Genomic DNA, 25,122 nt, shown 5'->3' with positions numbered 1-25,122 from the left:
GTCACAGGTCGATTCGGGTAAGAGATTGAACAAAGTGCTCGAACTCAAGCGACTTGATCAAAGGTTGCTGCTGCAAATCTTCGATGGTTTGAGAACCTGTGAGCAACATCGTAGATTTGAGCACTTTCTCAATGGTGCGGCCAAGAACGACAGCTTCTTCTTTACCTCCGTCAATAGAAGCTTGGATGAAGGGGAGAGCCATTCCGCCTGCATGAGCTCCTAAGGCGATCGATTTTGCGAGATCCATGCCTGAGCGCAATCCTCCAGAACTTAAAATTTTTCCCCGGTACTTTTTGACAGTATCAAGCAAAATCGCTGTCGGCGTGCCCCAATCCATAAAGGCGCTGCTTGCAAAGTCTTCTGTTTGATTGATGTGCTGTTCAACGGTTATCCAATTTGTGCCGCCAGCACCGGCAAGATCTACATAATGAGTTCCCATGGCAATCAGCTTTTTAACTTCTTTAGGGCTGATTCCAAAACCGGTTTCTTTGACAATGACTGGAATTGAAAGGTTGTCGATTGTTTTCTCTATAGCGTCCATGATTCCGCGGAAACGGGTATCGCCGCCGTTTTGAAATAACTCTTGCCCGCAGTTAAGATGTATCGTCAGAGCGTCCACTTCAAGCTTGTTTAGCCATTCTCTGATCTCATGCATGGAAAGTTCAATGATTTGAGCGCCTCCAATGTTGGCGATAATCGGAATATCAGGGGCATACTCTCGCAGCAGGAAATCGTCGACCCTTTCTGGATGATTGAACAGCACTCTTATAGAGCCTAATCCAATCGGAATGTTTAATTCTTGAGCAGCTTTTGCCAACTCGCGGTTTGCCAGCCTTCCCTGATCCGATCCTCCTGTCATGCAGGAAATAAAAAGTGGAAAAGAGATCTTTTTATCCAGAAATTCTATTGAAGTGTCAATTTCAGAAAAGTTAAGTTCCGGCATTGCCCGATGGACAAACATCACATCTTCGAAAAAGGTGGATCCTACCCCCTCTACAGGTTGGTTCATACACGCATCTAAGTGACGCTGCTTGCGGCTAGGAATGTTGGCTGGAGTAGCTGTACTCACGATATCCGTCCTCTCGTATCCGATCTAGGAAAAACATATCCGGCTGGATGGAAGAGCGTTTGGATTCCAGCAAGGAGGCATATTGTTCGGATGTTTTTCCATTTGATTCGATCCATGATTCATAATCTTGTATCGTAGACTTTTGATGATCCCAAATTTCTTCCAAATCCCAATTTTTAATCACTTCCGGAGCACTGGGTGCAATGATCCCCGACATAAAGACCATTGTGTTGCCGGATCCGTAAGACCCCATCAGGATTTTCTTTCCGACGATAGCGTTTCCTAGCTGGTTGTAGCGGTTCTTTAGAAGAAATGCCAGAGACATAAACATAGAGCCTGTATAGATGTTTCCGCTTTTGGAAGCGGGAGCAGTCATCTCATAAAATCCTTTTTCTTTAAGGATTTTTTCGATCGCTTCTTTGTCCATTTCTACATACTTGCCAAGCAGATATTCCATAGTATTTGTCGGCAGTTTTGGATAAGGGACATGCAGGGCATACATGTCCGCGGATGTCAGCATTTCTTTTGGCGTTTTACCTGAACGGGAGGAGAGGTCGACTAGAGCGGAATCCATGGCTTCCATGTAGCAGCGGACGGAAAATCCTCCTTTGACTTTTGCAATTTCAGATCCAAGCGGACGGAAAAAATCATCGACGTCTTTTGAACTGTATCCGGCTGTCTTTAGGTCAAGCTCGATGAGTTTTGGATCGGTTTCTGTCAGTAGAGCAATCGCTCCGGCTCCTTGAGTCATTTCAGCAGATGTGTACTTGCCATAGCGGGCGATATCAGAACACAAAACAATGCCCGACTCTCCGGAAGATTGCGTAAATCCTAACAAAGCAGAGATTGCCATCAGAGCAACTGTTCCACCTGCACATGCATGCTGGGTTTGAAATGTTGAAATGGACTGGGGAAGGGAAATTCCCGCTTTTTTAAGGATGCCGATGACATAAGAAGAAAGAGGTTTCGAATAATCCACAGTTGTTTCGGTTCCGGAGACTAGATAGCGCAGAGCTTTTAAATTAAATCGTTTGCGGTTAATTAATTTTAAAGCGGCTTGTGCTGCCATTGTGACAGAATCTTCCCAAGATTCAGGGAAATGCATCGAAAGCACGCCTGTTTTTTCAAGAGCTCTTTTTAGAACTTTTTCTAAAATTTTCCCATCGGATTCACTTGCTCGCTTTTTAATGATAGTTTCAAGGTCGATTTTTAGACGTGGCAGATAAATGGCGATATCGCTAATGCCAACTTTGACGTCTGTTGACATCTTGTTCTCCTGTTAGAATTCAGCAAAAATTAATGCTTAAGACTAAATTAATACAGGGTTAATAGTCAAGATAATACAATCCTTGCTCTCTGAGGGTTTTTATCTATTTTAGATAATTCCCCTATATTTTCATGCACGATATTCGCTGCTCGGGCCAATGTATACGCTTTTTGTTTTCTTGGAAAGTATTCTGATTACATCAAATTCGATAATTGCCAAATTTCCGAGCAGTGGAACGGCCTCAACACAACCTCTGATGACACTATATGCACCAAGAGCTGCTTCCAATAGATGATCTTTTCTTCTTTTTTTATCAAAAATGCTTTTTGCTAAATGGACGATTGTGTGAATTAAGCCAATTAAAGCCCTTATTGATCCTGTTACAGTGCTCACTAACGGGATCATGCCACAATAGTTAGACCAATGAAAACGATAGCGTAGATCATGATCTACGTAGATTCTATTGTTATTAATTTTTTCAATGTGAGGATCGGAGGAAAGAGATATTTTCAAATGTTGTGTTTCGAATCCTTAAGCGCACCCTAATTTAAAAATTCTTTTAAGCTACTTTTTCTTTTTCCAGAACCTCTTCTCCATCTTTAAAGACCACTCCGTTGATTACTTTTTCAATCATTTCACAACCTTTGAGTTTTCTCCATTTTTTCTCGGCTGTAGTAGCCAGCTTGAATACCATTGTCAAAGTGGCAGCCACTGAACCGCAGCCTTTGGTTTGCCTTGTCCGGTGTCTTATTGTTGCAAAAGTCGATTCAATCGGGTTAGTTGTCCTGACGTGCTGCCAATGGATCGCCGGAAAATTGTAGAAGGTAAACAGTTGCGCCTTATCCTTCTCAAGACAAGCACAGGCTTTGGGGTATTTGTCTCGGTATGTTTTTAAAAACACCTCAAACGCCGCCAGTCCATCTTCTTTGGTAGGGGCCATATAAATTTCATGAATGGCCTTTTTCGCATTCACTTGAATACTTTTGGGCATTTTATCCAGCACATTGGCCGTCTTATGCACCCAACACCGCTGCTGCTTTGTCTTCGGAAAAACTTCCTCTATTGCCGACCAAAATCCAAGCGCACCATCTCCTATCGCAAGCTCAGGAGCTGTACACAGCCCGCGCCGCTTCAAACTCTCCAATACCTCTGTCCAGGAAATTTTGCTCTCTCTATAACCATTGTGGATCGCCACAAGTTCCTTTTTACCATTAGGAAGAGCGCCAAGAATCACGAGAAAGCAAATTCGGTCATCTCCAAGACGAACATTGAAATAGATCCCATCTACCCAGATGTAAGCGTAGCGCTTTCCTTCAAGAGAGCGCTTGTTCCAGTCTTTGTATTCCTGCTCCCAAGATTGTTTTAAACGAGTGATGTTAGCTGCGGATAATCCTTTCGCATCCTTGCCCATGATCGTTTCAAGTGCATCCTGGAAATTGCTTGTAGAAATCCCCCTGAGGTAAAGAGCTGGAATCACCGCATCAAGAGATGGCACCCTCCTTAGATATTTCGGAAGAATTGCGCTTGAGTACCCTTCAGAGCACTCTTCTCTGTTTCGAATTCTAGGTTGCTTTACTGATATCGGTCCGATTCCTGTTTGTACTTCTCTTTCAGGGAGGTAGCCGTTGCGGACAAATTGTTTTCTTCCTTCGAAATCCCTCCTGCCTTTCATCGATTCCAGGTATTCATTGACTTCATTTTCAATAGCCTGTTGAAGCAACAGGCGAGCTCCTTCCCTCAAAGTTTGTTCCAGCAAGCTGTTCATTTCACTTGTTGCGTGAAATTTATCCAAAAAAATGACATCATTCTTCATGAGCGTATCTCCTATAAAATTTGTTTTTGATTCTAAAATTTCATAGGGTACGCTCTTTTTATCTCAAACACAACTTTTGATCATATCTCGAGGAAATGAAGATATCCTTTCTCAAGAAAGGGCCGGTTAATAAATTTTTCGTGATGGATAAGTTCATAAATTATAATTTTTTTAAGTTTCAAAGGGGATCATAAAAAAAATGTGTTTAGATTATGCTAAGATTGATAAATTTCTTAGCTAAAATATTACCCGATTGTTTATAATTTCCTTAATTTTTTAAGGGAGGAGGCTGTTTAGCCGGAAATAACAAAGATGAAACTTGGCTGGATTATTTATGCAAAAAACGAAACACGGTTGACGACTGCTGATTATGGAGTCAACAGGCTTAGGGAAGAAGCTCGAAAAAGGGGAGTGCAGATTAGAGTTTATTCGCCGGATCAATTTGAGCTTATCGTCAACAAAAACGATCGCAAAAGTATTTTGATCAATGGAAAACCGGAGAAACTACCTGATTTTGTGATCCCGCGCATGGGCTCTGGAACGACTTATTATGCTTTGGCCGTTTTGCGTCATTTAAAGCATATGGGTGTTTACTTGTGCAATGGCCCTGAATCGATAGAAATTGTCAAAGACAAGCTGCACATGCATCAGCTCCTTGCACAAAGCAATTTACCCACTCCGAAAACAATGCTGGGTAAATTTCCTATCAGTCCTAAATTCATTCGTGAGGAAATAGGATTTCCTGTCGTCATTAAAAATATCGTGGGAACAGAAGGAAAAGGAATTTACCTGTGCAAAGATGAGTCAGATTTTGAAGACATTATGGATCTCATCTATTCAAATAACAAAAGTGCAAACATCATTTTGCAAGAGTATGTTGCCAGTAGCTGTGGGGTGGATTTAAGAATTTTTATGGTTGGCGGCAAAGCGATTGGAGCGATGAAGCGGAAAGCAAGCAAGGGGTTCAAAGCTAACTTTACTCTAGGGGGGACAGTTGAACCATTTGTTCTGAACAATAAGCTTGAATGGTTGGCTTCTGAAGTGATACGGTTAGCTAATCTGGATATTGCAGGGATCGATGTCCTTTTTTGCGATAATGACAATTATAAAATTTGTGAAGTGAATTCTTCTCCAGGGTTTAAGGGGATGGAGCTTGCGCAGGGAAAAGGAATTGCCGGGCAGATCATTGACTATATTTTAACAACTTTACCAGGATAGGTTTGAATCATGTGCAGGTTTGTCGGAGTTTTATCTAAAAAAACATTTCTTTTATCAAAATTTTTGGATCTTCCGGAAAACTCACTGATCAAGCAGAGCAAAAAATCTCAAGAAGGGAACTTGGGGCTGCATGGCGATGGTTTTGGAATCGCTTGGTACAATCACAATCTTTTGGATCCAACGCCTGCAATTTTCAAATCAATACAACCTGCTTGGAATGATGAAAACTTAAAGAGCTTAGTCTCTAAAGTGGAAACCCACTGCCTGATTGGCCATGTCCGTGCAGCTACAGTGGGTAGTGTCAGCAGGGAAAACTGCCATCCTTTCAGCTACCGTCAGTGGACTTGCGTGCATAATGGGACGATCGTAGATTTTGATAAGCTTAAACAAAAAACAGCTGCAAGCATTCCACAAGATTTCTATCAAAGCATTAAGGGGCAGACTGATTCTGAATATCTGTTTTATCTTTTACTTTCTCATCATGAGCCGCGATTAGGATTTACCAATCTGCCTGTTTCTTTGTCGAGAGCTGTTTCCGACTTTCATTATTGGCAGAAAGAATTGGGATTGGCGATGGAATATCGCATCAATTTACTGCTGACTGATGGAATTCGCATGATGGCATGTAGAGTTTGCTCTCCGGAAACACACGATTGTCTATCCTTGAATTTTTACAAAGACGGAGAATCTATCGTTTTTTCTTCCGAAAAATTGTGGGAGAGCAGTGAGTGGAGAGCGATGGAGAACAACACAATGACTCTAGTCGATGAAGACTTCAATATTGAAACTGTGCCGTTTGTTTTACAACAACATGCGTACTTAGTGTGAAGAGATGTAATCAAACTCTCTTTTTTTCAAGGGAGTGATCGACAGTCTGGAGCCTTTTTTCAGGATCATCATCTCTTTTAATTCAGGAGCTTTTCTTAGTTCCGAAAGAGGAATGATCGCTGGAAATTTTTTTACGAATTTTACTTCTACCATGATCCATCTAGGATTGTCAGGATCTGTTTTGGGATCATAGTATTTGCTTTTCGGGTTCCAAGATGTGTCATCAGGAATTCCGACTTTAGTGATTTCACAAATACCTGCAACACCTGATGGCAATGCATTCGAATGGTAAAAAAGAGCCAGATCTCCAACCTTCATCTCATCGCGCATAAAATTGCGTGCCTGATAGTTTCTCACTCCTTCCCAGGTAGTTTTTTTATCCTTCCGGAGATCGTCGATCGAATACGATCCGGGCTCTGATTTCATTAACCAATACTTCATATAATGAGATTTTTTGAGTCTAAATAATTTTGTAAAATAATGACTGCACTGATTTGGTCAAGTTTTTTCGTTCTTTTTTTTCTATTATAAGAGCCTTCCATCATCGCACGCTCTGCTTGAACGCTAGTCAATCTTTCATCCCATTTGATGATAGGGATTGAAAGCGCTTTCGAAAGCGTTTCAGCAAACAGCGTCACTTCGTCAGAGATAAATCCTGCTTTTCCATTCATTTTAAGAGGAAATCCGACGACAATTTCTTTTAGCTCATATCCTTTTTCCTTTTGATGCTCTTCCAGGCGTTTAACTAATGCTGCAACTGTTTCTTCCATTTTTTTAGACGCTTCAAAAGTCTCAATGGCAGAGGCAATGAGATGGGTTTCATCCGAAATAGCCAAGCCGATCCTTTTCATTCCATAGTCAATGCCGATGATGCGCGTTTTCATGAAGATGTTTTCCTTTTAATCGCAGCTTCAATAAAAGAGCGAAAAAGAGGATGGGGAGCTGTTGGCTTAGACTTAAATTCCGGATGGAATTGCACACCGATCATCCAAGGATGATCTTCAACTTCAACGATTTCGCATAACTTTGTTTCAGCATGCTTGCCGGAAATCCGCAAACCGGCTTTTTCCATCAGTTCTTTGTATTTACTATTGAACTCATATCTGTGGCGGTGCCGTTCACTGATTTTTTCTGAGTCGTAGATTTCAAAAGCTTTAGAACCTTTCTCAATCAGGCAGTCCTGCGCTCCAAGGCGCATGGTACCGCCCATGTCGGAAACTTGCTGCTGCTCGCTTAAGAGAGAAATGATCGGAGTGCTGGTTCCTGGATCAACTTCTGTTGTGTTGGCATCTTCAAGCTTTGCCGCATTTCTGGCAAATTCTACCGACATCACTTGCATTCCTAGGCAAATCCCAAAATAAGGGATTTTATTTTCCCGACAGTATTTGGCTGCTTGAATTTTCCCTTCCCAGCCGCGCTCTCCGAATCCTCCTGGAATCAAGTACCCATCGCATCTGCCAAACGCTTGTTCCAGGTCAGCTGCCGTTAACACTTTATCCGCTTCAAAACGTTTAATTTCCAACTCATATCCGTGCGCCAACGCACCGTGGTCAAGCGCCTCGAATACCGACTTGTAAGCGTCTTGATGTTTTACATATTTTCCGACAACGCCTACTGTGATTTTTCCCTTGGGATTTTTTATCGTATCGACAATCTTTATCCATTCAGACATATCGATCTCTTTGTCTTCGAGATGTAAAAGCTCCATAATCATCGAATCCAACCCTTGATTCTTTAGTTCCAAAGGCACTTCGTAGATGGAATGCTCCACGTCGACCTCTTCGATAACAGCTTTGCGGTTGACATTGCAGAAAAGACTGATCTTATCTTTAACACTATCAGGCAGCGTCATCTCCGAGCGGCAAAGGATGATGTCGGGATAGAGGCCGATCTCTCTTAAGCTTTGTACAGAATGTTGTGTAGGTTTGGTTTTGACCTCGCCAGCAGCTTTAATATAAGGCACATAGGTGAGGTGAATACTAATGCAGTTTCTCTCGTTTTCATTGCGAAATTGCCGGATCGCTTCGAGAAACGGCAGAGATTCGATATCTCCAACGGTGCCGCCAATTTCGATAATCAGAATGTCTATTCCGTCTTCTTGCCGTGCGCAGTTAAGAATGCGGCGTTTGATTTCATCTGTGATATGAGGAATGACTTGAACGGTATTGCCTAAATAATCACCGTGTCTTTCTCTTTTAATAACCGTGTTGTAGATTTGTCCAGAAGTTGCGTTGGAAGCTTTAGAAAGAGGGGAGTTGCTATAACGGTAGTAGTGCCCAAGGTCAAGGTCTGTTTCAGCGCCGTCATCGGTGACATAGACTTCTCCATGTTGAAAGGGATTCATTGTCCCTGGATCCACATTTAGATAAGGATCAAGTTTCAGCATCGCTACTCTTAGCCCTTTCTTTTCCAATAGCAGCGCAGTTGATGCTGCGGTTAAACCTTTTCCTAAGGAGGAGCAAACTCCTCCGGTAAAAAATATATATTTAGTACTCATAATTTCCGTTCTACTTTTATCAAATCTTCCGGTGTATCCACGCCAATTGAATGACTGTCGACTACCGCGACTTTTATCTTGAATCCGTGTTCGAGGACTTTCAGCTGTTCCAGGTCTTCAGCCAACTGAAGAGGAGTCGTTTCCAGTTCGGCATAATGGAACAGGAAATCCTTTCTATAGCCATAGATTCCCAAATGTTTATAATAAGTGGTATCAGGCTCCCACTTGCCGGAATGCCCCCCAGGAATGAGCGACCGGCTAAAATATAAGGCGTTGCCGTGCGCATCTATGACGCATTTGTTGACGGAGCGGCTGAGGGCCTCTTCTTCTGTGCTAATTTTAACCGCTGCCGTCGACATGACAGCGGACTGGTCGTTGATTAATATTTCTCCAACCTTTTGAATCACATAAGGTTCAAGAAGCGGCTCATCCCCTTGAATATTGATGATCATGTCAACGTTCTTGAAATTTAGATGGATCGCTTCAGCTAAACGCTCTGTTCCTGTGGGACAATTTGAGGAAGTCATGATCGCTTTTCCCCCAAATTCTTCGACATGAGAAAAAATGCGATCGTCATCTGTTGCGACATAGATCTCCTGCAAAAGTTTGCAGCGTTGGGCATTTTCGTAAGTTCTTTGAATTAAAGATTTTCCGGATATTTCGACGAGGGGTTTTCCGGGGAAGCGTGAACTTCCATAGCGCGCAGGAATCATTCCAATAATTCGATAGGTCATAACGGGGCTTTAGTATAGCATAAGTCCTTTAATTTTACTCATGAAAAGTTTATCTTTATACCGAAAGTCTTTAGATGAGCGAACAATGAGCCAATTTCCCGATCCTGTTCCTTTGCCGGAAAATGTACCCAAAGCGCGAAAAAATCGAAATTCGCATTTGATACGCGCTGCGCGTTGGGGTGTTTTGATCAGGTTAATCATTATTATCATCGAGTTATTAGGTGTTGCGCATTTTGGAAGTTCCGCTTTGTTAATGGATGCTCTTGCAAGTTCTTTGGACATTGCTTGCAGCCTTATCTTGATTGTCTTTATTAAACTGGCAGCCAAACCTCCGGATGAGGACCATCCTTTTGGCCATGGGCGTTATGAACCGCTAGCAGGGTTGCAACTAGGAGTCTTCATGGTGTTAGTTGGATTAGGAATGGCTGGCCAGCAGTTATTTCAACTCATGGAAGATGTTCCAAGCAGCCCGATCGATTCAAACGTTTGGCTTATTCCATTGGCAGCAACGCTTTTATTAGAAGCGTGCTATCACGTCATTTCACGAGTCGCTATCCAGCAAAACAGTCCGGCGCTCAGTGCCGATGCTGCTCATTACCGCATGGATGCTTTGACCAGTCTTTTCGCTGCCGTTACGCTGATTATTGCTGCGTGGTTTCCTGATTGGAGTGTTGTCATCGACCACATTGGGGCGATCTTCATTGCAGTGCTTATGGTTGCCATCGGTTCATTTGCCGCACGTAGTAATCTCCATCAACTCATGGATAAAGTTCCCAGCGATAATTATTTTGAAGTCGTGAAAAAAGCTGCAAGAGCAGTAGATGGCGTGCTGGAAACGGAAAAAATCCGCATTCAATTGTATGGTCCGGATGCTCATGTAGATATTGATGTAGAAGTTTCTCCTGAGCTGCCTGTTGACCAGGCACATAGAATCAGTCAAAAAGTGAGGAGAAATATTCAAAAAGCATGGCCTGCGGTTAGGGAGGTGACCGTACATATCGAGCCCTTTTATCCGGATGATCATTGATATTAATCCAATGTTTATGCTATAATATTCCTTAATAATTTTTTTTACTTATGTCTATACCTGAAATACCAAAGTACCCAGTTTTTACAGGATTCCAGGAATCTTCTCTTGTCACAGAAAGCGACGAGGATAGAGATCCTAATACAACAATGCAAGATGATGAAATCATCTGCTCCAGAAAATTTGGGAGTCCAGTGCGTTATTATCCCGTGGAATCTTCGTTGCAATGCAAATTCTCTCCTGGAGCAAAAAAATATGGCCGAGGGAAAGAGATTATCTATAAAATTAAAAATATAGAAACGGGCGAAGCAAAAGTAGGAATAACTGCTCAAGGCTTTAGGAAAAGAATGTGGCAGCACTTAAGTTGTGCCCGCCATCCAGAAAAGGATCGTGGCCGAAGTGATTTATACGAGAGTATGAGAAGATCTCCGACTAAATTCAGAATGGGAGTTGTGCCAACGCAGAAAGAGGAACTCAGCGAGGAGTTAGATGGCAGCGATCTGGAAACCATGGTGATTGTTGATCATGATATGATCAGCAAAGGGTTCAATAAGATCAAGGGCGGCGGTGGAGGAACAATTGTTCCACCGATGGCTAATGTGGATCCTCCAAGTTCATTCCAAACTCCGGAAAAAGAATACAAAATCAAGAGTAGAATTTACAAGGAGCGTTCTAGATTACATGTCAATTACTCCCCTATGGGTGGAAAAAGAAAAAGCGTTGTTTACGGTTTCCGAAGAGATGATGGAAAGTGGTTCATTGGGGAGACGTCTCAAAGTTTTCGAAAGAGAATGTATGGTTACCACTATGCATTTGATCATCCTGAGAAAGATATAGGTAAACGGCCTCTTGTAGAAGCTGTACGCAAAGAACCCGATCGATGGAAAGTTTATATTTTATATCAAGGTCCTCATATTAAACAGATGGAAAAGTTATGGATTAAGGCAAAGAATGCTATTGATGACGGTTTCAATCAGTTAGAAGGAGGAGGCGGCCCTTTAGGGAAAAAGTGAGTTGTGTCCGAGTTAAGCTCGGACACTTATTTGAAAAAGCTTTATTAAGTGCTTTTTGTTGCCATCGATTCGACATAAGGATTGTTGATCGACCACAACCTTCCATAAGTAAAATCCCGAGGCAAAGCTCCATGATTTTCGTGAATGGCATAGCCAAGGCGGTTGATCTCGTATAGAAGCTGCCCTTTTTGCTCTGTTGAAAGTTGCTCTGTAATGGCTTTCCACGTTTCTTTTAACTTATATAAAAGTGTTTTGCGCTCTCCTTGCATACGTGATATCGCTTCTTCCATCTGTTTAGAGATTTGATTTAACACTGAAGGATCATGAAAGGGGATTCCTTTAATTGTCGCGATGAGGTTCTTTTCCTCATTTTCGATCAACTTAGAAAGATCATCAATCGCTTTTTCCGTTACCTCTCGGTAAGCTTCTGCTTGCGATTTACTTTCATTGTACACGCGTACAATTGCAGCAAAGTCGCGTGTAGCGTTATCGATAGGCGAATCTGGAAGTTTTTTGACAACAGCTTCGATCAGATCTCTGGCTTCAGTAATTTTTGTTTCCGGTTTCTCATCCAGGATTGAAAGAAGAGCTTTTTTTGCTCCTGAGGAAATTGTCTCTGGATATTGTGCGAGAAGCTCTTTCATCTCTTTTTCAACAGCTTTAAGAGTTCTTTCACCTGGATCATTGAGAATTGCACGAATGCAAAGTTTGACAGGGTCTGCACTGGTATAAGGATTTTCTCTTAAATAGGTTTTCAGATTTTCAGCATCTCGAGAAAGCCCAGCCATTTTTTTCTGTAAATCGACAATATTTGACAAAATATCAACGAAAATATTGATGCGTGTCAGCCCCCATTTACAGACAGCTTTGTTGATGGCAATCATTCCTGTGTGTTCCCTTGTCTCTTCTATGTGCTTATCCAAAGCAATCGCTTTTCTAGCTACAGGATCCTCTAATCCTTCCACTTGTGCACCCAACTCTTCAAAACGCTCACGTTTTTCAGCAAGTTGAAGCTTGATTTTTTCTATATCGGGTTGTTGAGAAGGATTTAGTGCTTCAGTCATTAACTCTTGCAATGAATTGCTAAGTTCAATCAAAGAGCTTGATAAATCTTGCACTTGAGGGAGGTAATTCGGGGTGACAGTGACTTCTGAAAGAGCAAGACGGTAAGAGACTTGTTTTTTCAAGAGAGCATCAAGCTCTTTATGAGCTTCTATCGCTTTTTTTCTTGCTTCAGCTTCCGTTTGCCATGCTCCTTTTCTACCTTTATTTTTATTGAAAAGAGGCAGTGCAAGTTTAGAAACTTCGTTTGCTGTATCAAAAAGCTGAGTAAAAAGTTCGCTCAACTCTCTAATTCTTTCTCCTAGTTGTAGCTCTAAAATGCGAACTTTTTCAATTGTATGCGCTTTAAGAACTGCTGAATGTAGTTGATCAATTTCTTGAACAACTCCTGGAATGCCTTCAGATAATCTGGGGAATTCGCTTGAAGAGAAAACAAAATCCTTTTCTTTAACGGATTGTGTTGTCATAAAACCTCCTTGAGGAAATTTGGTTTTTAGCAAGAGTTTTTCATCTTTACATGATTAGGCTAATTTTCAAAACAAAAAATTATCGGGAAGCAAGATAGCACATGCGAATGATTAGATAGGTGCCCCAGATTATTGAGGCATTAATGATCGAGGCAATCAGGCAGTAAAGAAGCTCGCTTGTCCAATTGTAAAAAAGAGCAAACGTTGCAATGAAAGCGATTAGAGCGATCAAATATCCTTTTTTTTCAAATAACGGATTCATAAGTACACTTCATATTTTGCTTTATACCGAATCTTGAAGTTAATTCGGTATATATCGATAGCGCTACGCCAGGCTAAAAAAAATTTATCTATCAAATACATTTTCCAACAATGATCGGTATATCAATTCTTCTCAAGAAAAAAATGCTTGTCAAAACAGAAGAGAATAGATAGATTTAAAAATTATTCCATTAAAAGGGAGTTAACGATGCGTTTTTTTTATGATAAAATTGTGTGTTTAGGGGAGTTTTTGCAATCCTATTTTCTTTTAGCCTTAAGACTTTATTGGGGGTATTCTTTTTTTCAAGCGGGATTTGAAAAAATTAAGAACACAGCTCCTGTTGTGGATTTTTTTACATCGCTTGGAATTCCATTTTCGGAGTATATGGCCCTTATCGTGGGTTGGATAGAAGTTGTCGGAGGAATTTGCTTATTAGTTGGTTTTGCTTCCCGTTTAGTGGCCATTCCGTTGGCGTTAACGATGATTGGAGCTTTATTGACAGCTCATGGAGATGCGACTTTTGCAGTGCTGGAAAATTCTCAACGTTTCATTAATCAGACACCATTTACTTATTTGTTGACCTCGCTGATTGTTTTGTGTTTTGGTCCTGGTAAATTTTCTGTCGATTACGTTTTGGAAAGAGCATTTTCTAAGAAGTAGAGTCATGCGAACGGGGAGGCCATTCATCGGGCATATAAGTTTTTCCTAGGATGGCCTCTATTCTTTTTTTCAAAGGCGGGTGGGTCGCGAAAAGAGAGGAAAACGCTGAGCGGTCGTCTAAGTACATGTGGGAATAGGCCATTCCTTCTTTTGGCATATCGTGAGTTTGGTCTAAGGCAATTTTCTTAAGAGCGTTGGCAATCCCTTCCGGATTGCGTGTGAACTGAACCGAGCAAGCATCGGCTAGATATTCCCGTTCTCTACTGACCATAGCCTTTAACACAGATCCGGCAAACCAGGTAAAGATTCCAGCTCCCATTAATAGGAGAGCGATCAGGAAAATAGGGGCTCCGCCTCTTTGATTGTCTCTTCCTCTTCCTGTTAGAGAGGCAAATTGAAACATTCTCATTGCAAAATACAGAACGAAAAAAAAGCCCATCACCATAGCGGCAAGGCGCAAGCTAATTGCCATATCTCCATTGTAAATGTGTCCAAACTCATGTGCAATGACTCCTTGCACTTCGTCGCGATTCAGTTTCATTAAAGCGCCTTCAGTAATTGCAATTGCAGCTTTGTTTGGCGTCAGCCCCGCGGCAAATGCATTGATCTGTTTAGAAGGAATGATGTAGAGCGGCGGCACCGGAAGCGATGATGAGATAGCAATCTCTTCAACAATATTGAGCAGCTTTCTTTCTATAGGATTTGCCGTTTGAGGATCGATACGGTATGCTCCGACAGATTCAGCAACATAGGATCCGCCCCGGGAACTGTACATCATGTATTGAAAGCCGGCAACACAGAAGGTAATGATGAGGAACAATGGACCTGCAATAGGAAAAGATTGCGCATAGCCAGGCGATGCATCTCTCATCACAACTTCAAGTAGGAACGCCACTCCTAAAGTGATCAAGATAAAGGCAGCGAGGTAAAGCTTTGTCTTTTTCCTCGCTCTTTGTTGAGCTGCCCAAAAGTCCATTAGAATGCCACTTTAACAGCTTTTCTTGCTTCAGGTTCTTCCACTTCATAGAGATCTGCAGGAGAATGTCCAAAAGTTGCGGCGAATAATGTTGCTGGAAACTGCTCCTGAGCTGTGTTGTATTTCAGAACTTGATCGTTGTAAGATTGTCTGGAAAATGCCACTTTGTTTTCTGTAGAACTGAGCTCTTCTTGCAGGTTTTGCATGGTGCTATTCGCTTTTAAATCTGGATAGCTTTCTGATAACGCGAAGACGTTTGCCAATGCTCCGCGAAGAGCTGTTTCTGCTCCGGCCAGTTCTTTCAATTCTCCTTCTTGAGGGACGCCTCCGATATTTTTACGAGCTTGTGATGCTTGATTGCGAGCGTTGACGACTGCTTCCAACGTTCCTTTTTCGTGAGCCATATACCCTTTTACAGTTTCTATAAGATTGGGGATAAGGTCGTATCTTCTTTGCAGCTGAACATCAATTTGAGCCCAAGCGTTTTTGACTTGATTGCGCAGTCGAATTAGATTGTTATAGATGCCCACTGCCCAAAGAGCCAGCAAGGCGATTACTCCGACAATAACGAGTAAAACTGTCATCTCATCCACTCCTTTTGTTGCACCCTACCTTGCAACTGCAAAGTCGAGTTTAAGATAACTTTATCATATCATATAGTAGAATTTTTAGCCGTTAGCTATTGATCAAAACTCAGGATGCTCCATTGTAAGTAGTTGATTTTCAGTTAGAAACTGTTCAACAACACAATCAATATTTTTATTTTCAATTTCTACCATATAGTTGAGTTTCCTTATTTTTTCTTCGCTGATTTTTCCAGATAATTTAAGTAAAATTTCTTTAATTTCGGGTTTGTTTTTGATGATATCTTGCCTAATCAAGATCGCTGCGTGATAGGGGGGGAATATTTTGAGATCGTCATTAAGAGAGACTAAGGGGCAGCCTTGAAGTTTTGGGTGAGTTGAAAATCCTGCGATTAAATCAACTTCTCCTTGTAGAGCAGCTTCATACATTAAACCGGGTTCGAGAAGAACAGTTTTCTTGAATACAATTCCATATTTTTCTTTAAAATTGATCAAGCCATCTGGTCTGGAGCAAAATTCTGCCGGAGCTCCTATTGCCATGTATTCTGCATGGGGCTTGATGTCGCCGATCGAGCGCCAGTGATATTTTTCTGCTTGGTCACTTCTTGCAATCAGAACTTCTGTGTTACTGAACCCTAGAGGATGCAGCCATTCGATACCGAATTTTTCTTGATAATGTTGATTGACGAAATCAAACAATTCATCCGGATCAAGGTTGTAGTTGTTCTCTTTTAGCACCAGAAGGTGAGCAGTGCCTGTATATTCGGGGTAGATATCGATATCTCCGTTCAGCATTGCTTGATGGCATAAGTCTGTAGAGCCGAGGTTGAATTTTCGCTTAACAGGATAAGGAGTGTGTTTTTCCAAAAGCTGTGCAATCATTTCTCCAAGGATGAACTGTTCAGTGAAATTTTTCGTTGCCACAGTGATCGAGGGTTTTTGTTGAAAAAAGCCATTTTGGTAAAAAACTGTGACAAAGATGATGCTGACAACAGCGATTTTTGCAAAAGATTTAATGATGGCGATTTTGCGAAAGGCGTAATCGATGAGAAGAGCCATCATTGCTGTTGGGATTGCTCCATATAATACAGTGTTGATGTTGTTTGTCGCGATTCCTTGAAAGATAAAATCTCCGAGTCCGCCTGCACCGATAAAGGAGGCGATCGTTGCAACGCCGACGCTCATCACTGCTGCTGTGCGCATTCCTGTAATCATGATAGGGAAGGCGAGTGGAAGTTCTACGATTCGTAGTTTTTGAAAAGGGGTGAAGCCTAGTCCATCGGCAGCTTCTATTTGTTCGGGAGGAACCGCTTCCAGACCTGAATAAGTGTTCATGACTACAGGAAGGATTGCGTAGAGCGTCATTGTCAAAAGCGCAGATTTGATCCCTATTCCCAGAAGAGGAATTAAGCAGGCAAGGAGAGCTAGGCTAGGAATTGTTTGGCAAATGTTGATCCCTGAAAAAATCCAGGGTTTGAAGCGAGGGAGTTTGTATGAAGTGATTCCAAGGGGAATTCCTATGCAGATTGCAATAAGAGTTGTCAATCCGACGAGAATCACTTGTTCGAGCAATTTTGTGAAAAAAAGGGAGCTGCTCATGTTTTCAGCTCTTCTTTGTAGAGCTTAAGTTGTTCGAGGGGTTTTTGAAACAGGTTTTTGACGAAAGAAGTTTGGGGATGGTTAATGAGTTCGGCGGGGGTGCCTGTTTGTTCAATTTTCCCTTTGTTCATCACAGCAATGAGATCTCCCAGCTTGATCGCTTCGAAGATATCATGAGTGACAAATAAAACGGTTGTATGAAATTTATCTCGGATGACTCTCATCTCTTCTTGCATAGCATCTCGATTGATGGCATCCAAGGCGCCAAAAGGTTCGTCCATTAGTAGATATTTGGGGTGGGTAGCAAGTGATCGAGCGACTCCGACTCTTTGCTGCTGTCCTCCGGAGAGTTCATCGGGAAATCGACTAGAAAATATTTTAGGTTCAAGGTTGACGGTTTTTAGCAAGTCTAGCGCTTTTTGTTCGATTTGTTTTGTTGCCATACCCATTAATTTTAAGACGATCGTGACATTTTCTTTAACTGTGAGATGAGGAAATAATCCGACGCCTTGAAAAGCATAACCGATTGTGCGTTTAAGAATGATGGGGTCGTAGTCGCGGATATTTTGATTATCGATAATGATTTCACCGGATGAGGATTCGATAAGTCTGTTGATCATTTTTAGAAGAGTTGTTTTTCCGCATCCGGACGATCCTAGAAGGATGACAGTTTTTCCTTCAGGGATTTCTAAAGAAATATTGTCGACGATGTATGTTTTTCCATTATCGTAAGTTTTGCGGATATTTTTGATGGAGATCATAGCGAAGGAGGTTGGATTGCGAGCTGTTTTTAATGAGACAGTAGCACGCAAAGCGAATATTGTACATGTCAAAATTCTGAAAGAAACTTCAGAAGACCTTTTGTAAAAGGTTTTGAATAAGCTTCATAGAGTCTTTCAAGAGCCTATCCGAATAAATTTTTCAACCAAGTAAAAATCAACCCAAGGGTTGCAAATCCATTCCAAGTTACATTGAAAGATTTAACAACACCTTGAGGCAAAGATGTTCGAGGCTGGTTAGGTTTTCAAAGCAGTTTGTGTTATCTTTGCAGTTGCGGATTTTGGTCTCCTTTGAGATGTAATTTTTTGATTTTCAATATTTTGAGTAGAAATGCTGGGTGCTATTGGATTCATGAAATTTTGTTACATTTATTTTTTTAATAGAAGGTATTTTAACATATTATCCTGGATATAGCTATCTAAAATGTCCGAAACGGTTTTCAATAAAAAATATACATAAATTACAACATAAGATATATTATCAGACGTTATATCAATGTCATATCCGTTCCCCATATCTGATCCGGTTTATCTGCCTGAGGTTTAGGGCGATGACACCTATCGGCTGTTTTCGGTCTCATTTTTTTTATCGCAAGCTTGCTTCCCTGACATTAGCCCCGTTTTTATCAAAAAACAAAGAAAAAATAAACTTCTATTCAGTTTGATAAAATACACGTTTATGTGTATAATAAATTCATGAAGAAAAAAGATGTCGAAAAGCAGCTCAAAAAACTTGGTTGGTATTTGGATCGAGAAGGTGGAAGTCATGAAGTTTGGACAAACGGAGAAGCAAAAACTGTTGTTCCTATAAAGGCATATTGAAAAAAGCTCAAGAAAATCCGGGAGATAAAAAATGTTAATAGACGCAAAAATCATTAACGATCCAGAAAAAAAACCTAGATACAGCGTAGAAATCCCTCTGGTTGATGCTTTGACACAAGGTAGAACAAAAAAAGAAGCTTTAGAGATGGCTGTTGATGCTATAGAGTGTCTTTTAGACGCTTATTTTGAAGAAGGATCGGGGAAAAGAGCGAAAGTAACAGCATCAAGTCTAAAAGGGAATCATTTTTTCATAAAGGCAGAAGATCAAAACTTGTTGACAAGTCTTATTTTAATACGTCAAAGAGAAAAGCATAAGACTACTTATAGTGAGTTGACAAAGCGATTAAAAGCGGGATCAACTTTTGCTTATAGACGATATGAGAAGGGAAACGTAAGCATTTCTGTGAAAAAATTTTATGATCTTATGAAAGCTGTAGCACCCGAAAAAAACATTGTATTGAGAATGGAGTGACTCATCTGCAAGGCTTTTTACTGTCCCGATAAACGTATCTTTCTAAGCCGCCTACACGGCGGTAAACGCGAGATATTTTCAAATGTTGTGTTTGGAATCCTTAAACGCACCCTAATTTAAAAATTTTTAGTGGCAGCCACTGAACCGCAGCCTTTGGTTTGCCTTGTCCGGTGTCTTATTGTTGCAAAAGTCGATTCAATCGGGTTAGTTGTCCTGACGTGCTGCCAATGGATCGCCGGAAAATTGTAGAAGGTAAACAGTTGCGCCTTATCCTTCTCAAGACAAGCACAGGCTTTGGGGTATTTGTCTCGGTATGTTTTTAAAAACACCTCAAACGCCGCCAGTCAATCTTCTTTGGTAGGGGCCATATAAATTTGAATGGCCTTTTTCGCATTCACTTGACGAAGTGATGTTATTAGCTGCGGATAATCCTTTCGCATCCTTGCCCATGATCGCTTCAAGTGCATCCTGGAAATTGCTTGTAGAAATCCCCCTGAGGTAAAGAGCTGGAATCACCGCATCAAGAGATGGCACCCTCCTTAGATATTTCGGAAGAATTGCGCTTGAGTACCCTTCAGAGCACTCTTCATTTTCAATAGCCTGTTGCTTCAACAGGCGAGCTCCTTCCCTCAAAGTTTGTTCCAGCAAGCTGTTCATTTCACTTGTTGCGTGAAATTTATCCAAAGAAATGACATCATTCTTCATGAGCGTATCTCCTATAAATTTTTTTTGATTCTAAAATTTCATAGGGTACGCTCTTTTTATCTCAAACACAACTTTTGATCATATCTCTACTCTTTTGGGACGTAAATGCACATCTGAATCACTAAAATCACTTGATAAACGAGATTAGGTCACAATCACAGGTCTCACTATTTCGATAGATACGCTTCTGGTTACAGGGTTGAATCACTTACAGGAGCAGGGCAATTTCATGAAAAATACTTGATACACTAAATTCTTTAGTATTAGACTCTTTAGTCAACCCCACCAAGGAGATGGATATGACTGAAGAAGATCTTGATCAAGACACCAGCAACGCTTTTAGAAAATCACTTGAAGAACACTTTGGCTGCCTCGACGATTACAGACGACAAGGTAGCATAAGGTATCGATTAATAGACATTCTGTTTATCACGATTTGCGCAGTGATAAGTGGAGCCAATGATCTCAAGGCTGTGGCGATGTATGCGCAGCGCAAGCGCCGCTGGCTAACGAGCACCCTTGCACTTGAGGATGACGTCCCATCCTACACTACCTTTTGGACTATCTTTGTCCTATTATCCCCTGTTGCCTTGGAACAATGCTTCGTGCAATGGGTACGATCGAAAATCGGCGCAAACACGCCTGATGGCCACAATGTAAGCATTGATGGTAAAGCCCAGAGGGGAACTGCGAAAAAAGGCGAACCTCATTCATTTGTTCACATTGTAAGCGCCTGGGCTGCGACACACAACCTAACCTTGGGGCAGCTAAAAGTAGATGGAAAATCCAATGAAATAACGGCCATCCCGAAGTTGTTGGATATGATCGATGTTGCGGGAGCCACGATTACGATTGATGCGATGGGCTGCCAAACAGCAATCGCGGAAAAAATTGTAGACAAAAGTGGAGATTATGTTTTGGCTCTAAAGGGCAATCAAGGCCATCTTTCAGATGAGGTGGAAAACTACTTCGTCCAAGCGGAGCAAATTGATTTTGAAGGTGTTTTATGTAACGCTGTAGGGTCAAAACACTGTGCACACGGGCGGATAGAAATGCGTGAGATATACATTACAGAAGACATTGACTGGTTGCAGCAAAAAGAAGAGTGGAAAAACCTAAAATCCTTGATCATGGTGAAGAGTGAACGCATAATACCTGGGCGATCGACTTCGACTGAAAGGAGATATTACATATCAAGTTTGTCGGCAGATGCATTAAGGGTCGCCAATATAATACGAGGGCACTGGGGCATAGAGAATTGTGTCCACTGGATTTTAGACGTAGCTTTTAGGGAGGATGAACAGAACGCAAATGCAGGAAATATAGCTGAAAACATGTCGATGATAAGGAGATTATCGCTGAATCTTCTTAAGCAGGAAAAGACTGCTAAATGTGGGATTGAGATTAAACGTCAGATGGCAGGTTGGGATGATGAGTACTTGCTAAAAGTGCTGGGTGTCAAATCTTTTTCATGAAATCGCCCTGCTTACAGGAGTTGTTTTTTTCAACAAAAAAACAATTATGGCCCATGTTCGATAACATCCCCAATTTGCAAAGATAATTAAAATATGTCCGAAGAGTTTTCCAAGTATTTGGAATATCTCCTGGAAGATTAGACGAGACAATTTCTGGGAACCTTTCTCTAAGTATGCTGATATTTTTAACAGGATTGTGAACCTTACTGACAAGTATTTTTTTAAGCCATTTGTCAGTAAATTTTATGGTCATAATTTCTCCCACTCGTGGATATAACATAGAATAAACAATCAATTGCCAAACACATCCTTCAGATCCATAAATCCAATCACCATCTTGCACTTTTAAATTAATGAAATCAGGCAATTCACTCAAATTTAATAGGTCTGGTAAAATATTCAAGTTAAGAAATTTCGGAATATTCCTACTGTAGAGATTAAAATTATTTTTAAATTCATCCAGATTTATAATTAAGCTTGAATCTTCTTTAATCCTCTTAACTTCCTCTATAGACCGTGTTAGTCTTTTCATTTCTTTCTCTCGTTCTTTAATATATTCTTGTTCCTTCTTTTCGATTTTTTGATCCAGATTTTTTTGTAGTTTGAGATATTCATCTTGATGAGTGCTATTATACAACCACTGGGCACGCTCTGGGTTATTAATATAATTCCAGAATGTATTCCGATCTATTAGGTCTTCGGGAGATAAGTTGGATAAGTCTAATTCGATAGCTGAAATGTTGGAGTTTTTTATTTTTTGGATTTTTTCATCATCCACATTATGACGAAAATAAATTTCAATAATTAGCTGTTTTTCTTGTTTTTTAGCAAGAAGATCAACTATCATTCCATCTATGATTTTCTCCTCCTCAACGAAGTCAAACTTAATTAGCAATCCGGCCTCTACAATAATTGTACTTTCATGATGAGGTAATCCTTTTGAATCTTTCTTCTCCAAAACAAGGACATTTTCAGGAAGTTTTATTGTCTTTTTCTCTTTGATTATCTCTTTTGCTGCTAGATGAATTGAGCTTTCAAGACCACTTTCGCATCCACTATCGATTGCATGTTTGAAGTGGTGCTGTTTAATATTTCCTTTAGCAGCAGTCAAGGGAGCTTTACAGGACGGACAAATGCAATCACATTTTTTTCCGTTCACAACTTCTGAAATATGGACTAGGTTGCCATCACTGTTAAGTCCAAAAGGCATTTTTATTGATTTCATATTGATTATTTATCCTCTTTGTAAACTTTAGGCTTGTGATGTAATTAATAATATTCCTACCTGGTGGGCAACATCCGAATCCACATGACATTTGATAATATTTGCTAGTTCTTCAGCAAACCAGTCAGGTCTTTTATATTGGGATCCAATACTTACCAAACAAATAGCCGTGGCTTGTGATCGACGTACATCATTGGAGCTTGCTAAAGATCTGCCCACATAACGCACAACTTCCATTAATGCTGCTGCTTGGTCTGTGTTGTTACAGTTTGAAAGTTCCAATGCTGAGATTAAGTGTGATGCTAAGTTTCGCGCTCTTTCTATAGCTTCCTTATTATCCCTAATAAATTTTCTTGGATCTGATGAATTCATAAAATCAAGTGAGCTCCAACCTGCATCAACGTCATTTTTAAGTTTATTCGAAGCACACCAAAGTTCTGCTTTAAGAGCTTCAAGGGCCTGCACTGACTTTTCATAATCTTTGTCCGTCCAACCTGAAGGAAGCTCTATCGCCTTGTCTAGCAAACGCTGGACGTCCTTAGGAGATGATGAATTTCCTTCCCAAGGTTTAAGCTGCCAATCGCGAAAAAAATTATTGGCAAGGCGTTTAAGATGCTCCTTTTTACGGTATCGGGCTTGTTTGTCTGCATTAGATATTTTTATCATATCAAAACCTAAGGTTACGTGATTTCTTTTTAATGTTACGTTACCATTGAGTTCAGGTTTTTGAAAAGATAAAAAGTCTCATTTGAGTTAAGATTTTCAATTTACCCAGAGAAAAGATACTAATAAATATCTTGTGGATCTCCTTGTGCTCTCCAACCTTGGAAAGTCTAAACCGACATGGATCTAGGTGCTGATGAAATCAACCACTGCTTGAAAGATTGAGTTTTAGAAACAGGAATCGCCTCAATGATGCGAAATAACCCCTCAAGATTAGAACAGTTTAACCTCTGCCTCCCGCCATTGGTATCTATCGGCAGAACAACCACAAGATCATGCCACCTCTCCCGAAGTTCTCGGTCCCGTTTGCGCATCTTTTTTATGTAATCCTTAACGTCCGCTGATGAAGAAATCACCTGCACAACATCGCGAACGACATACCACCACTCGCCTCTGAAAAATGTCTTGCGGATCTCCTGACCCTCAAAAAAAATAATCGATGTTGTTTCCATTGCAACCCAATCCTAAGAGCGTGTAGACAATTTAAATAATATAAAAATAGATTTACATCTAGAAAGAAGATTGTATATGATTGAAATATGCGTTTCTTAAAATATATATTTAATGTTGCTAAGCTATCCATTTCAGGGTTTTTCAAAGATCAATGCTTTTTACACGCCTCATCCTTAACTTTTTATACGCTATTGTCAATCGTTCCGTTTTTGGCAGTGGCCTTTGGTGTTGCTAAAGGGTTCGGTTTCGAACAAACCCTCGAAGATGAACTGCACCAACGGTTTTCAGAGCATGAACAGGTACTTAAGCTGGTACTCGAATTCGCCCGCTCTCTTCTAGAACAGGTTGAAGGAAGTTTCATTACAGGCGTTGGCGTCATCTTTCTATTTCTGTTCGTGATGAGCTTGTTTTGGACTATTGAAACGTCAATGAACGTTATATGGAAAGTGAAAAAAACAAGACGTCCTGTTCGCATGCTGACCGATTATTTTGTCATGATGATCTTCTTTCCGTTTATTTTTGCTGTCGCAAGCAGTTCCATGGTTTATGTCACAACGGTCCTTCATCAAGCAGCATTGGAAAGCGAACTCTTGCAGAAAGCATCCCCCTACTTTTTCATGTTTTATAAAGGATTGGCTCTTGTCATGATCTGGCTGCTTTTCGCAGCTCTGTTTATCTTTATGCCAAATAAAAAAGTCGAATGGAAATATGGGCTAATTGCAGGAATTTTAGCAGGCTCAGCTTATTATTTAATCCAACAGGTCATGATCATTTTTCAAATCGGCGTATCGCAATACAGTGCAATTTATGGAAGCTTTGCAGCTCTGCCGATTTTTCTCCTTTGGCTTCAAATTAGCTGGGTAACTGTCCTGATGGGAGCACAGGTAGCCTATCATCTGGAACACTTAGCACCCTCCCTCAGTCGAAATGCGCAAACAATCCGTCTAAATAGAAACCACCTTGCTGTTTTGCTGACTCTTAGAATGATCGAACGCTTCAGAGAAGGCCAAGAACCTCGTTCGGAAAGCATTCTTTCAGAAGAACTGGGAGTATCCGGCTCAATCACTGAGTCCATTCTCACTGATTTGGCAAACGCAGGCATCATCAGAGAGGTGCGCTCCGATAAAACAGGACGCGTTTTTCAACCAGGCATGGATACGAAAATGATTTCCTTGCACTCCATCCATCAGGCAATCGATCAAAATGATCGGAAAATGGTTGATGTCAATGCAGCCAATGACGTGATTTCCGTACAAACAGCAATGCGAGTGTTTAGTACGGCCAAATCAGAATCCCCGGCTAACGCACTGGTTGAAGATTTGGCAACATAAAAAACAAGTACAAATCAAGTGCCATGTTATGGTAAAATATTGACTGATAACGGAGGCGCTG

26 protein-coding genes and 1 pseudogene are annotated in these 25,122 nt (G+C 40.9%); 9 read left to right on the top strand and 18 right to left on the bottom strand.

What is annotated here, in order from left to right; genetic code table 11:
* Position 1: 1 nt before the first annotated feature.
* The 4 genes from fni to WCW_RS05375 form a co-directional block, all read right to left on the bottom strand.
* Positions 2–1,069, bottom strand: a complete 1,068-nt coding sequence (gene fni / locus WCW_RS05390; protein WP_013182186.1) for a type 2 isopentenyl-diphosphate Delta-isomerase — start codon at positions 1,067–1,069, stop codon at positions 2–4.
* Positions 1,038–2,336, bottom strand: coding sequence for a hydroxymethylglutaryl-CoA synthase family protein (locus WCW_RS05385; protein WP_013182185.1), 1,299 nt, complete (start codon positions 2,334–2,336; stop codon positions 1,038–1,040). The genes fni and WCW_RS05385 overlap by 32 nt, the downstream gene beginning before the upstream one ends.
* A gap of 129 nt (positions 2,337–2,465) precedes the next feature.
* Positions 2,466–2,849 carry a hypothetical protein gene (locus WCW_RS09745; protein ID WP_013182184.1) on the bottom strand — a complete coding sequence of 128 codons (384 nt, stop codon included), beginning with the start codon at positions 2,847–2,849 and terminating at the stop codon, positions 2,466–2,468.
* Between the two features lie 46 nt (positions 2,850–2,895).
* Positions 2,896–4,149 (bottom strand): IS256 family transposase, encoded by a 1,254-nt coding sequence (locus WCW_RS05375; protein WP_013182183.1) that lies wholly within the window; start codon positions 4,147–4,149, stop codon positions 2,896–2,898.
* A 312-nt stretch (positions 4,150–4,461) separates the two neighbouring features.
* On the opposite strand from WCW_RS05375, the gene WCW_RS05370 reads away from it, so the two are divergent.
* Positions 4,462–5,367, top strand: coding sequence for an ATP-grasp domain-containing protein (locus WCW_RS05370; RefSeq protein WP_013182182.1), 906 nt, complete (start codon positions 4,462–4,464; stop codon positions 5,365–5,367).
* Between the two features lie 9 nt (positions 5,368–5,376).
* On the top strand, positions 5,377–6,195 hold the full coding sequence (locus WCW_RS09740; protein WP_013182181.1) for a class II glutamine amidotransferase: 819 nt from the start codon (positions 5,377–5,379) through the stop codon (positions 6,193–6,195).
* On the opposite strand, the gene WCW_RS05360 is transcribed toward WCW_RS09740, so the two are convergent.
* Genes WCW_RS05360 through kdsB form a run of 4 tightly spaced genes read right to left on the bottom strand, consistent with a single transcriptional unit; the run spans position 6,187 to position 9,426 of the window.
* The gene (locus WCW_RS05360; RefSeq protein ID WP_013182180.1) at positions 6,187–6,636 is read right to left on the bottom strand and encodes an EVE domain-containing protein; all 450 of its coding nucleotides are present in this window, start codon (positions 6,634–6,636) and stop codon (positions 6,187–6,189) included. The two genes, WCW_RS09740 and WCW_RS05360, sit on opposite strands and share 9 nt — an antisense overlap.
* A complete protein-coding gene (ruvX, locus tag WCW_RS05355) occupies positions 6,633–7,079 on the bottom strand; it encodes a Holliday junction resolvase RuvX (RefSeq protein WP_013182179.1) in 447 nt (148 codons plus the stop codon). The genes WCW_RS05360 and ruvX overlap by 4 nt, the downstream gene beginning before the upstream one ends.
* The gene (locus WCW_RS05350; RefSeq protein ID WP_013182178.1) at positions 7,076–8,692 is read right to left on the bottom strand and encodes a CTP synthase; all 1,617 of its coding nucleotides are present in this window, start codon (positions 8,690–8,692) and stop codon (positions 7,076–7,078) included. Before WCW_RS05350 ends, ruvX begins: the two co-directional genes overlap by 4 nt.
* The gene (kdsB, locus tag WCW_RS05345) at positions 8,689–9,426 is read right to left on the bottom strand and encodes a 3-deoxy-manno-octulosonate cytidylyltransferase (RefSeq protein WP_013182177.1); all 738 of its coding nucleotides are present in this window, start codon (positions 9,424–9,426) and stop codon (positions 8,689–8,691) included. The genes WCW_RS05350 and kdsB overlap by 4 nt, the downstream gene beginning before the upstream one ends.
* Before the next feature lie 85 nt (positions 9,427–9,511).
* Here kdsB and WCW_RS05340 point away from each other — a divergent pair, with 85 nt between their 5' ends.
* Positions 9,512–10,453, top strand: coding sequence for a cation diffusion facilitator family transporter (locus WCW_RS05340; RefSeq protein ID WP_041941543.1), 942 nt, complete (start codon positions 9,512–9,514; stop codon positions 10,451–10,453).
* Between the two features lie 149 nt (positions 10,454–10,602).
* A complete protein-coding gene (locus WCW_RS05335; RefSeq protein WP_041941542.1) occupies positions 10,603–11,466 on the top strand; it encodes a GIY-YIG nuclease family protein in 864 nt (287 codons plus the stop codon).
* Positions 11,467–11,510: 44 nt separating this feature from the next.
* Here the strand turns inward: WCW_RS05335 and WCW_RS05330 are convergent, their stop codons facing one another.
* Both WCW_RS05330 and WCW_RS05325 read right to left on the bottom strand, forming a co-directional pair.
* The gene (locus WCW_RS05330; RefSeq protein WP_013182174.1) at positions 11,511–12,995 is read right to left on the bottom strand and encodes a hypothetical protein; all 1,485 of its coding nucleotides are present in this window, start codon (positions 12,993–12,995) and stop codon (positions 11,511–11,513) included.
* 79 nt (positions 12,996–13,074) lie between these two features.
* Positions 13,075–13,257 carry a hypothetical protein gene (locus WCW_RS05325; RefSeq protein WP_013182173.1) on the bottom strand — a complete coding sequence of 61 codons (183 nt, stop codon included), beginning with the start codon at positions 13,255–13,257 and terminating at the stop codon, positions 13,075–13,077.
* Positions 13,258–13,464: 207 nt separating this feature from the next.
* Between WCW_RS05325 and WCW_RS05320 the strand changes: the two genes are divergently transcribed.
* On the top strand, positions 13,465–13,917 hold the full coding sequence (locus tag WCW_RS05320) for a DoxX family protein (protein WP_013182172.1): 453 nt from the start codon (positions 13,465–13,467) through the stop codon (positions 13,915–13,917).
* Here WCW_RS05320 and WCW_RS05315 read toward each other — a convergent pair.
* From WCW_RS05315 to WCW_RS05300, 4 genes are all read right to left on the bottom strand, one after another.
* Positions 13,907–14,893 carry a M48 family metallopeptidase gene (locus WCW_RS05315; protein ID WP_013182171.1) on the bottom strand — a complete coding sequence of 329 codons (987 nt, stop codon included), beginning with the start codon at positions 14,891–14,893 and terminating at the stop codon, positions 13,907–13,909. The genes WCW_RS05320 and WCW_RS05315 overlap by 11 nt on opposite strands.
* Positions 14,893–15,477 (bottom strand): LemA family protein, encoded by a 585-nt coding sequence (locus WCW_RS05310; RefSeq protein ID WP_013182170.1) that lies wholly within the window; start codon positions 15,475–15,477, stop codon positions 14,893–14,895. The genes WCW_RS05315 and WCW_RS05310 overlap by 1 nt, the downstream gene beginning before the upstream one ends.
* A 102-nt stretch (positions 15,478–15,579) precedes the next feature.
* The gene (locus tag WCW_RS05305) at positions 15,580–17,076 is read right to left on the bottom strand and encodes a glycine betaine ABC transporter substrate-binding protein (RefSeq protein ID WP_013182169.1); all 1,497 of its coding nucleotides are present in this window, start codon (positions 17,074–17,076) and stop codon (positions 15,580–15,582) included.
* Complete coding sequence (locus tag WCW_RS05300) at positions 17,073–17,909, bottom strand: ABC transporter ATP-binding protein (RefSeq protein WP_211259937.1); 837 nt, start codon at positions 17,907–17,909, stop codon at positions 17,073–17,075. Before WCW_RS05300 ends, WCW_RS05305 begins: the two co-directional genes overlap by 4 nt.
* Before the next feature lie 642 nt (positions 17,910–18,551).
* Between WCW_RS05300 and WCW_RS09985 the strand changes: the two genes are divergently transcribed.
* Both WCW_RS09985 and WCW_RS05295 read left to right on the top strand, forming a co-directional pair.
* Positions 18,552–18,677, top strand: coding sequence for a type II toxin-antitoxin system HicA family toxin (locus WCW_RS09985; RefSeq protein WP_079891165.1), 126 nt, complete (start codon positions 18,552–18,554; stop codon positions 18,675–18,677).
* A gap of 31 nt (positions 18,678–18,708) precedes the next feature.
* A complete protein-coding gene (locus WCW_RS05295; RefSeq protein ID WP_013182164.1) occupies positions 18,709–19,149 on the top strand; it encodes a type II toxin-antitoxin system HicB family antitoxin in 441 nt (146 codons plus the stop codon).
* Positions 19,150–19,277: 128 nt separating this feature from the next.
* On the opposite strand, the pseudogene WCW_RS09980 reads toward WCW_RS05295, so the two are convergent.
* A pseudogene (locus tag WCW_RS09980) lies at positions 19,278–19,854 on the bottom strand (transposase); the annotation flags it as partial.
* 299 nt (positions 19,855–20,153) lie between these two features.
* Between WCW_RS09980 and WCW_RS05285 the strand changes: the two are divergent.
* Positions 20,154–21,329 carry an ISAs1 family transposase gene (locus tag WCW_RS05285; RefSeq protein ID WP_013181323.1) on the top strand — a complete coding sequence of 392 codons (1,176 nt, stop codon included), beginning with the start codon at positions 20,154–20,156 and terminating at the stop codon, positions 21,327–21,329.
* Here the strand turns inward: WCW_RS05285 and WCW_RS05280 are convergent.
* From WCW_RS05280 to WCW_RS05270, 3 genes are all read right to left on the bottom strand, one after another.
* Positions 21,313–22,554: a competence protein CoiA family protein gene (locus WCW_RS05280; RefSeq protein ID WP_013182161.1), complete on the bottom strand. Its 1,242-nt coding sequence runs from the start codon at positions 22,552–22,554 to the stop codon at positions 21,313–21,315. The genes WCW_RS05285 and WCW_RS05280 overlap by 17 nt on opposite strands.
* 27 nt (positions 22,555–22,581) lie before the next feature.
* On the bottom strand, positions 22,582–23,220 hold the full coding sequence (locus WCW_RS05275) for a hypothetical protein (protein WP_013182160.1): 639 nt from the start codon (positions 23,218–23,220) through the stop codon (positions 22,582–22,584).
* Between the two features lie 167 nt (positions 23,221–23,387).
* Complete coding sequence (locus WCW_RS05270; RefSeq protein WP_013182159.1) at positions 23,388–23,729, bottom strand: BRO family protein; 342 nt, start codon at positions 23,727–23,729, stop codon at positions 23,388–23,390.
* Positions 23,730–23,816: 87 nt separating this feature from the next.
* Here WCW_RS05270 and WCW_RS05265 point away from each other — a divergent pair, with 87 nt between their 5' ends.
* Positions 23,817–25,061, top strand: a complete 1,245-nt coding sequence (locus WCW_RS05265) for a YihY/virulence factor BrkB family protein (RefSeq protein WP_013182158.1) — start codon at positions 23,817–23,819, stop codon at positions 25,059–25,061.
* The last annotated feature ends 61 nt before the right edge of the window (positions 25,062–25,122 follow it).

Origin of the sequence: Waddlia chondrophila WSU 86-1044 (assembly GCF_000092785.1) — a bacterium.
GTDB classification, from domain to species: domain Bacteria; phylum Chlamydiota; class Chlamydiia; order Chlamydiales; family Waddliaceae; genus Waddlia; species Waddlia chondrophila.
Note: the sequence above shows the minus strand (reverse complement) of the source record. Positions and strands in the feature narration are given on the sequence as shown.

Excerpts from the sequence above, each read along its gene's own strand:
- WCW_RS05265 (WP_013182158.1), top strand. The coding sequence starts at position 23,817 with ATGCGTTTCTTAAAATATATATTTAATGTTGCTAAGCTATCCATTTCA.
- WCW_RS05340 (WP_041941543.1), top strand. The coding sequence starts at position 9,512 with ATGAGCCAATTTCCCGATCCTGTTCCTTTGCCGGAAAATGTACCCAAA.
- WCW_RS05350 (WP_013182178.1), bottom strand. The coding sequence starts at position 8,692 with ATGAGTACTAAATATATATTTTTTACCGGAGGAGTTTGCTCCTCCTTA.
- WCW_RS05370 (WP_013182182.1), top strand. The coding sequence starts at position 4,462 with ATGAAACTTGGCTGGATTATTTATGCAAAAAACGAAACACGGTTGACG.
- WCW_RS05305 (WP_013182169.1), bottom strand. The coding sequence starts at position 17,076 with ATGAGCAGCTCCCTTTTTTTCACAAAATTGCTCGAACAAGTGATTCTC.
- WCW_RS09985 (WP_079891165.1), top strand. The coding sequence starts at position 18,552 with ATGAAGAAAAAAGATGTCGAAAAGCAGCTCAAAAAACTTGGTTGGTAT.
- WCW_RS05315 (WP_013182171.1), bottom strand. The coding sequence starts at position 14,893 with ATGGACTTTTGGGCAGCTCAACAAAGAGCGAGGAAAAAGACAAAGCTT.
- ruvX (WP_013182179.1), bottom strand. The coding sequence starts at position 7,079 with ATGAAAACGCGCATCATCGGCATTGACTATGGAATGAAAAGGATCGGC.
- WCW_RS05325 (WP_013182173.1), bottom strand. The coding sequence starts at position 13,257 with ATGAATCCGTTATTTGAAAAAAAAGGATATTTGATCGCTCTAATCGCT.
- WCW_RS05270 (WP_013182159.1), bottom strand. The coding sequence starts at position 23,729 with ATGGAAACAACATCGATTATTTTTTTTGAGGGTCAGGAGATCCGCAAG.
- WCW_RS05285 (WP_013181323.1), top strand. The coding sequence starts at position 20,154 with ATGACTGAAGAAGATCTTGATCAAGACACCAGCAACGCTTTTAGAAAA.
- WCW_RS05385 (WP_013182185.1), bottom strand. The coding sequence starts at position 2,336 with ATGTCAACAGACGTCAAAGTTGGCATTAGCGATATCGCCATTTATCTG.
- WCW_RS09740 (WP_013182181.1), top strand. The coding sequence starts at position 5,377 with ATGTGCAGGTTTGTCGGAGTTTTATCTAAAAAAACATTTCTTTTATCA.
- WCW_RS05330 (WP_013182174.1), bottom strand. The coding sequence starts at position 12,995 with ATGACAACACAATCCGTTAAAGAAAAGGATTTTGTTTTCTCTTCAAGC.
- kdsB (WP_013182177.1), bottom strand. The coding sequence starts at position 9,426 with ATGACCTATCGAATTATTGGAATGATTCCTGCGCGCTATGGAAGTTCA.
- WCW_RS05275 (WP_013182160.1), bottom strand. The coding sequence starts at position 23,220 with ATGATAAAAATATCTAATGCAGACAAACAAGCCCGATACCGTAAAAAG.
- WCW_RS05295 (WP_013182164.1), top strand. The coding sequence starts at position 18,709 with ATGTTAATAGACGCAAAAATCATTAACGATCCAGAAAAAAAACCTAGA.
- WCW_RS05280 (WP_013182161.1), bottom strand. The coding sequence starts at position 22,554 with ATGAAATCAATAAAAATGCCTTTTGGACTTAACAGTGATGGCAACCTA.
- WCW_RS05310 (WP_013182170.1), bottom strand. The coding sequence starts at position 15,477 with ATGACAGTTTTACTCGTTATTGTCGGAGTAATCGCCTTGCTGGCTCTT.
- WCW_RS05375 (WP_013182183.1), bottom strand. The coding sequence starts at position 4,149 with ATGAAGAATGATGTCATTTTTTTGGATAAATTTCACGCAACAAGTGAA.
- WCW_RS05360 (WP_013182180.1), bottom strand. The coding sequence starts at position 6,636 with ATGAAGTATTGGTTAATGAAATCAGAGCCCGGATCGTATTCGATCGAC.
- WCW_RS05335 (WP_041941542.1), top strand. The coding sequence starts at position 10,603 with ATGCAAGATGATGAAATCATCTGCTCCAGAAAATTTGGGAGTCCAGTG.
- WCW_RS05320 (WP_013182172.1), top strand. The coding sequence starts at position 13,465 with ATGCGTTTTTTTTATGATAAAATTGTGTGTTTAGGGGAGTTTTTGCAA.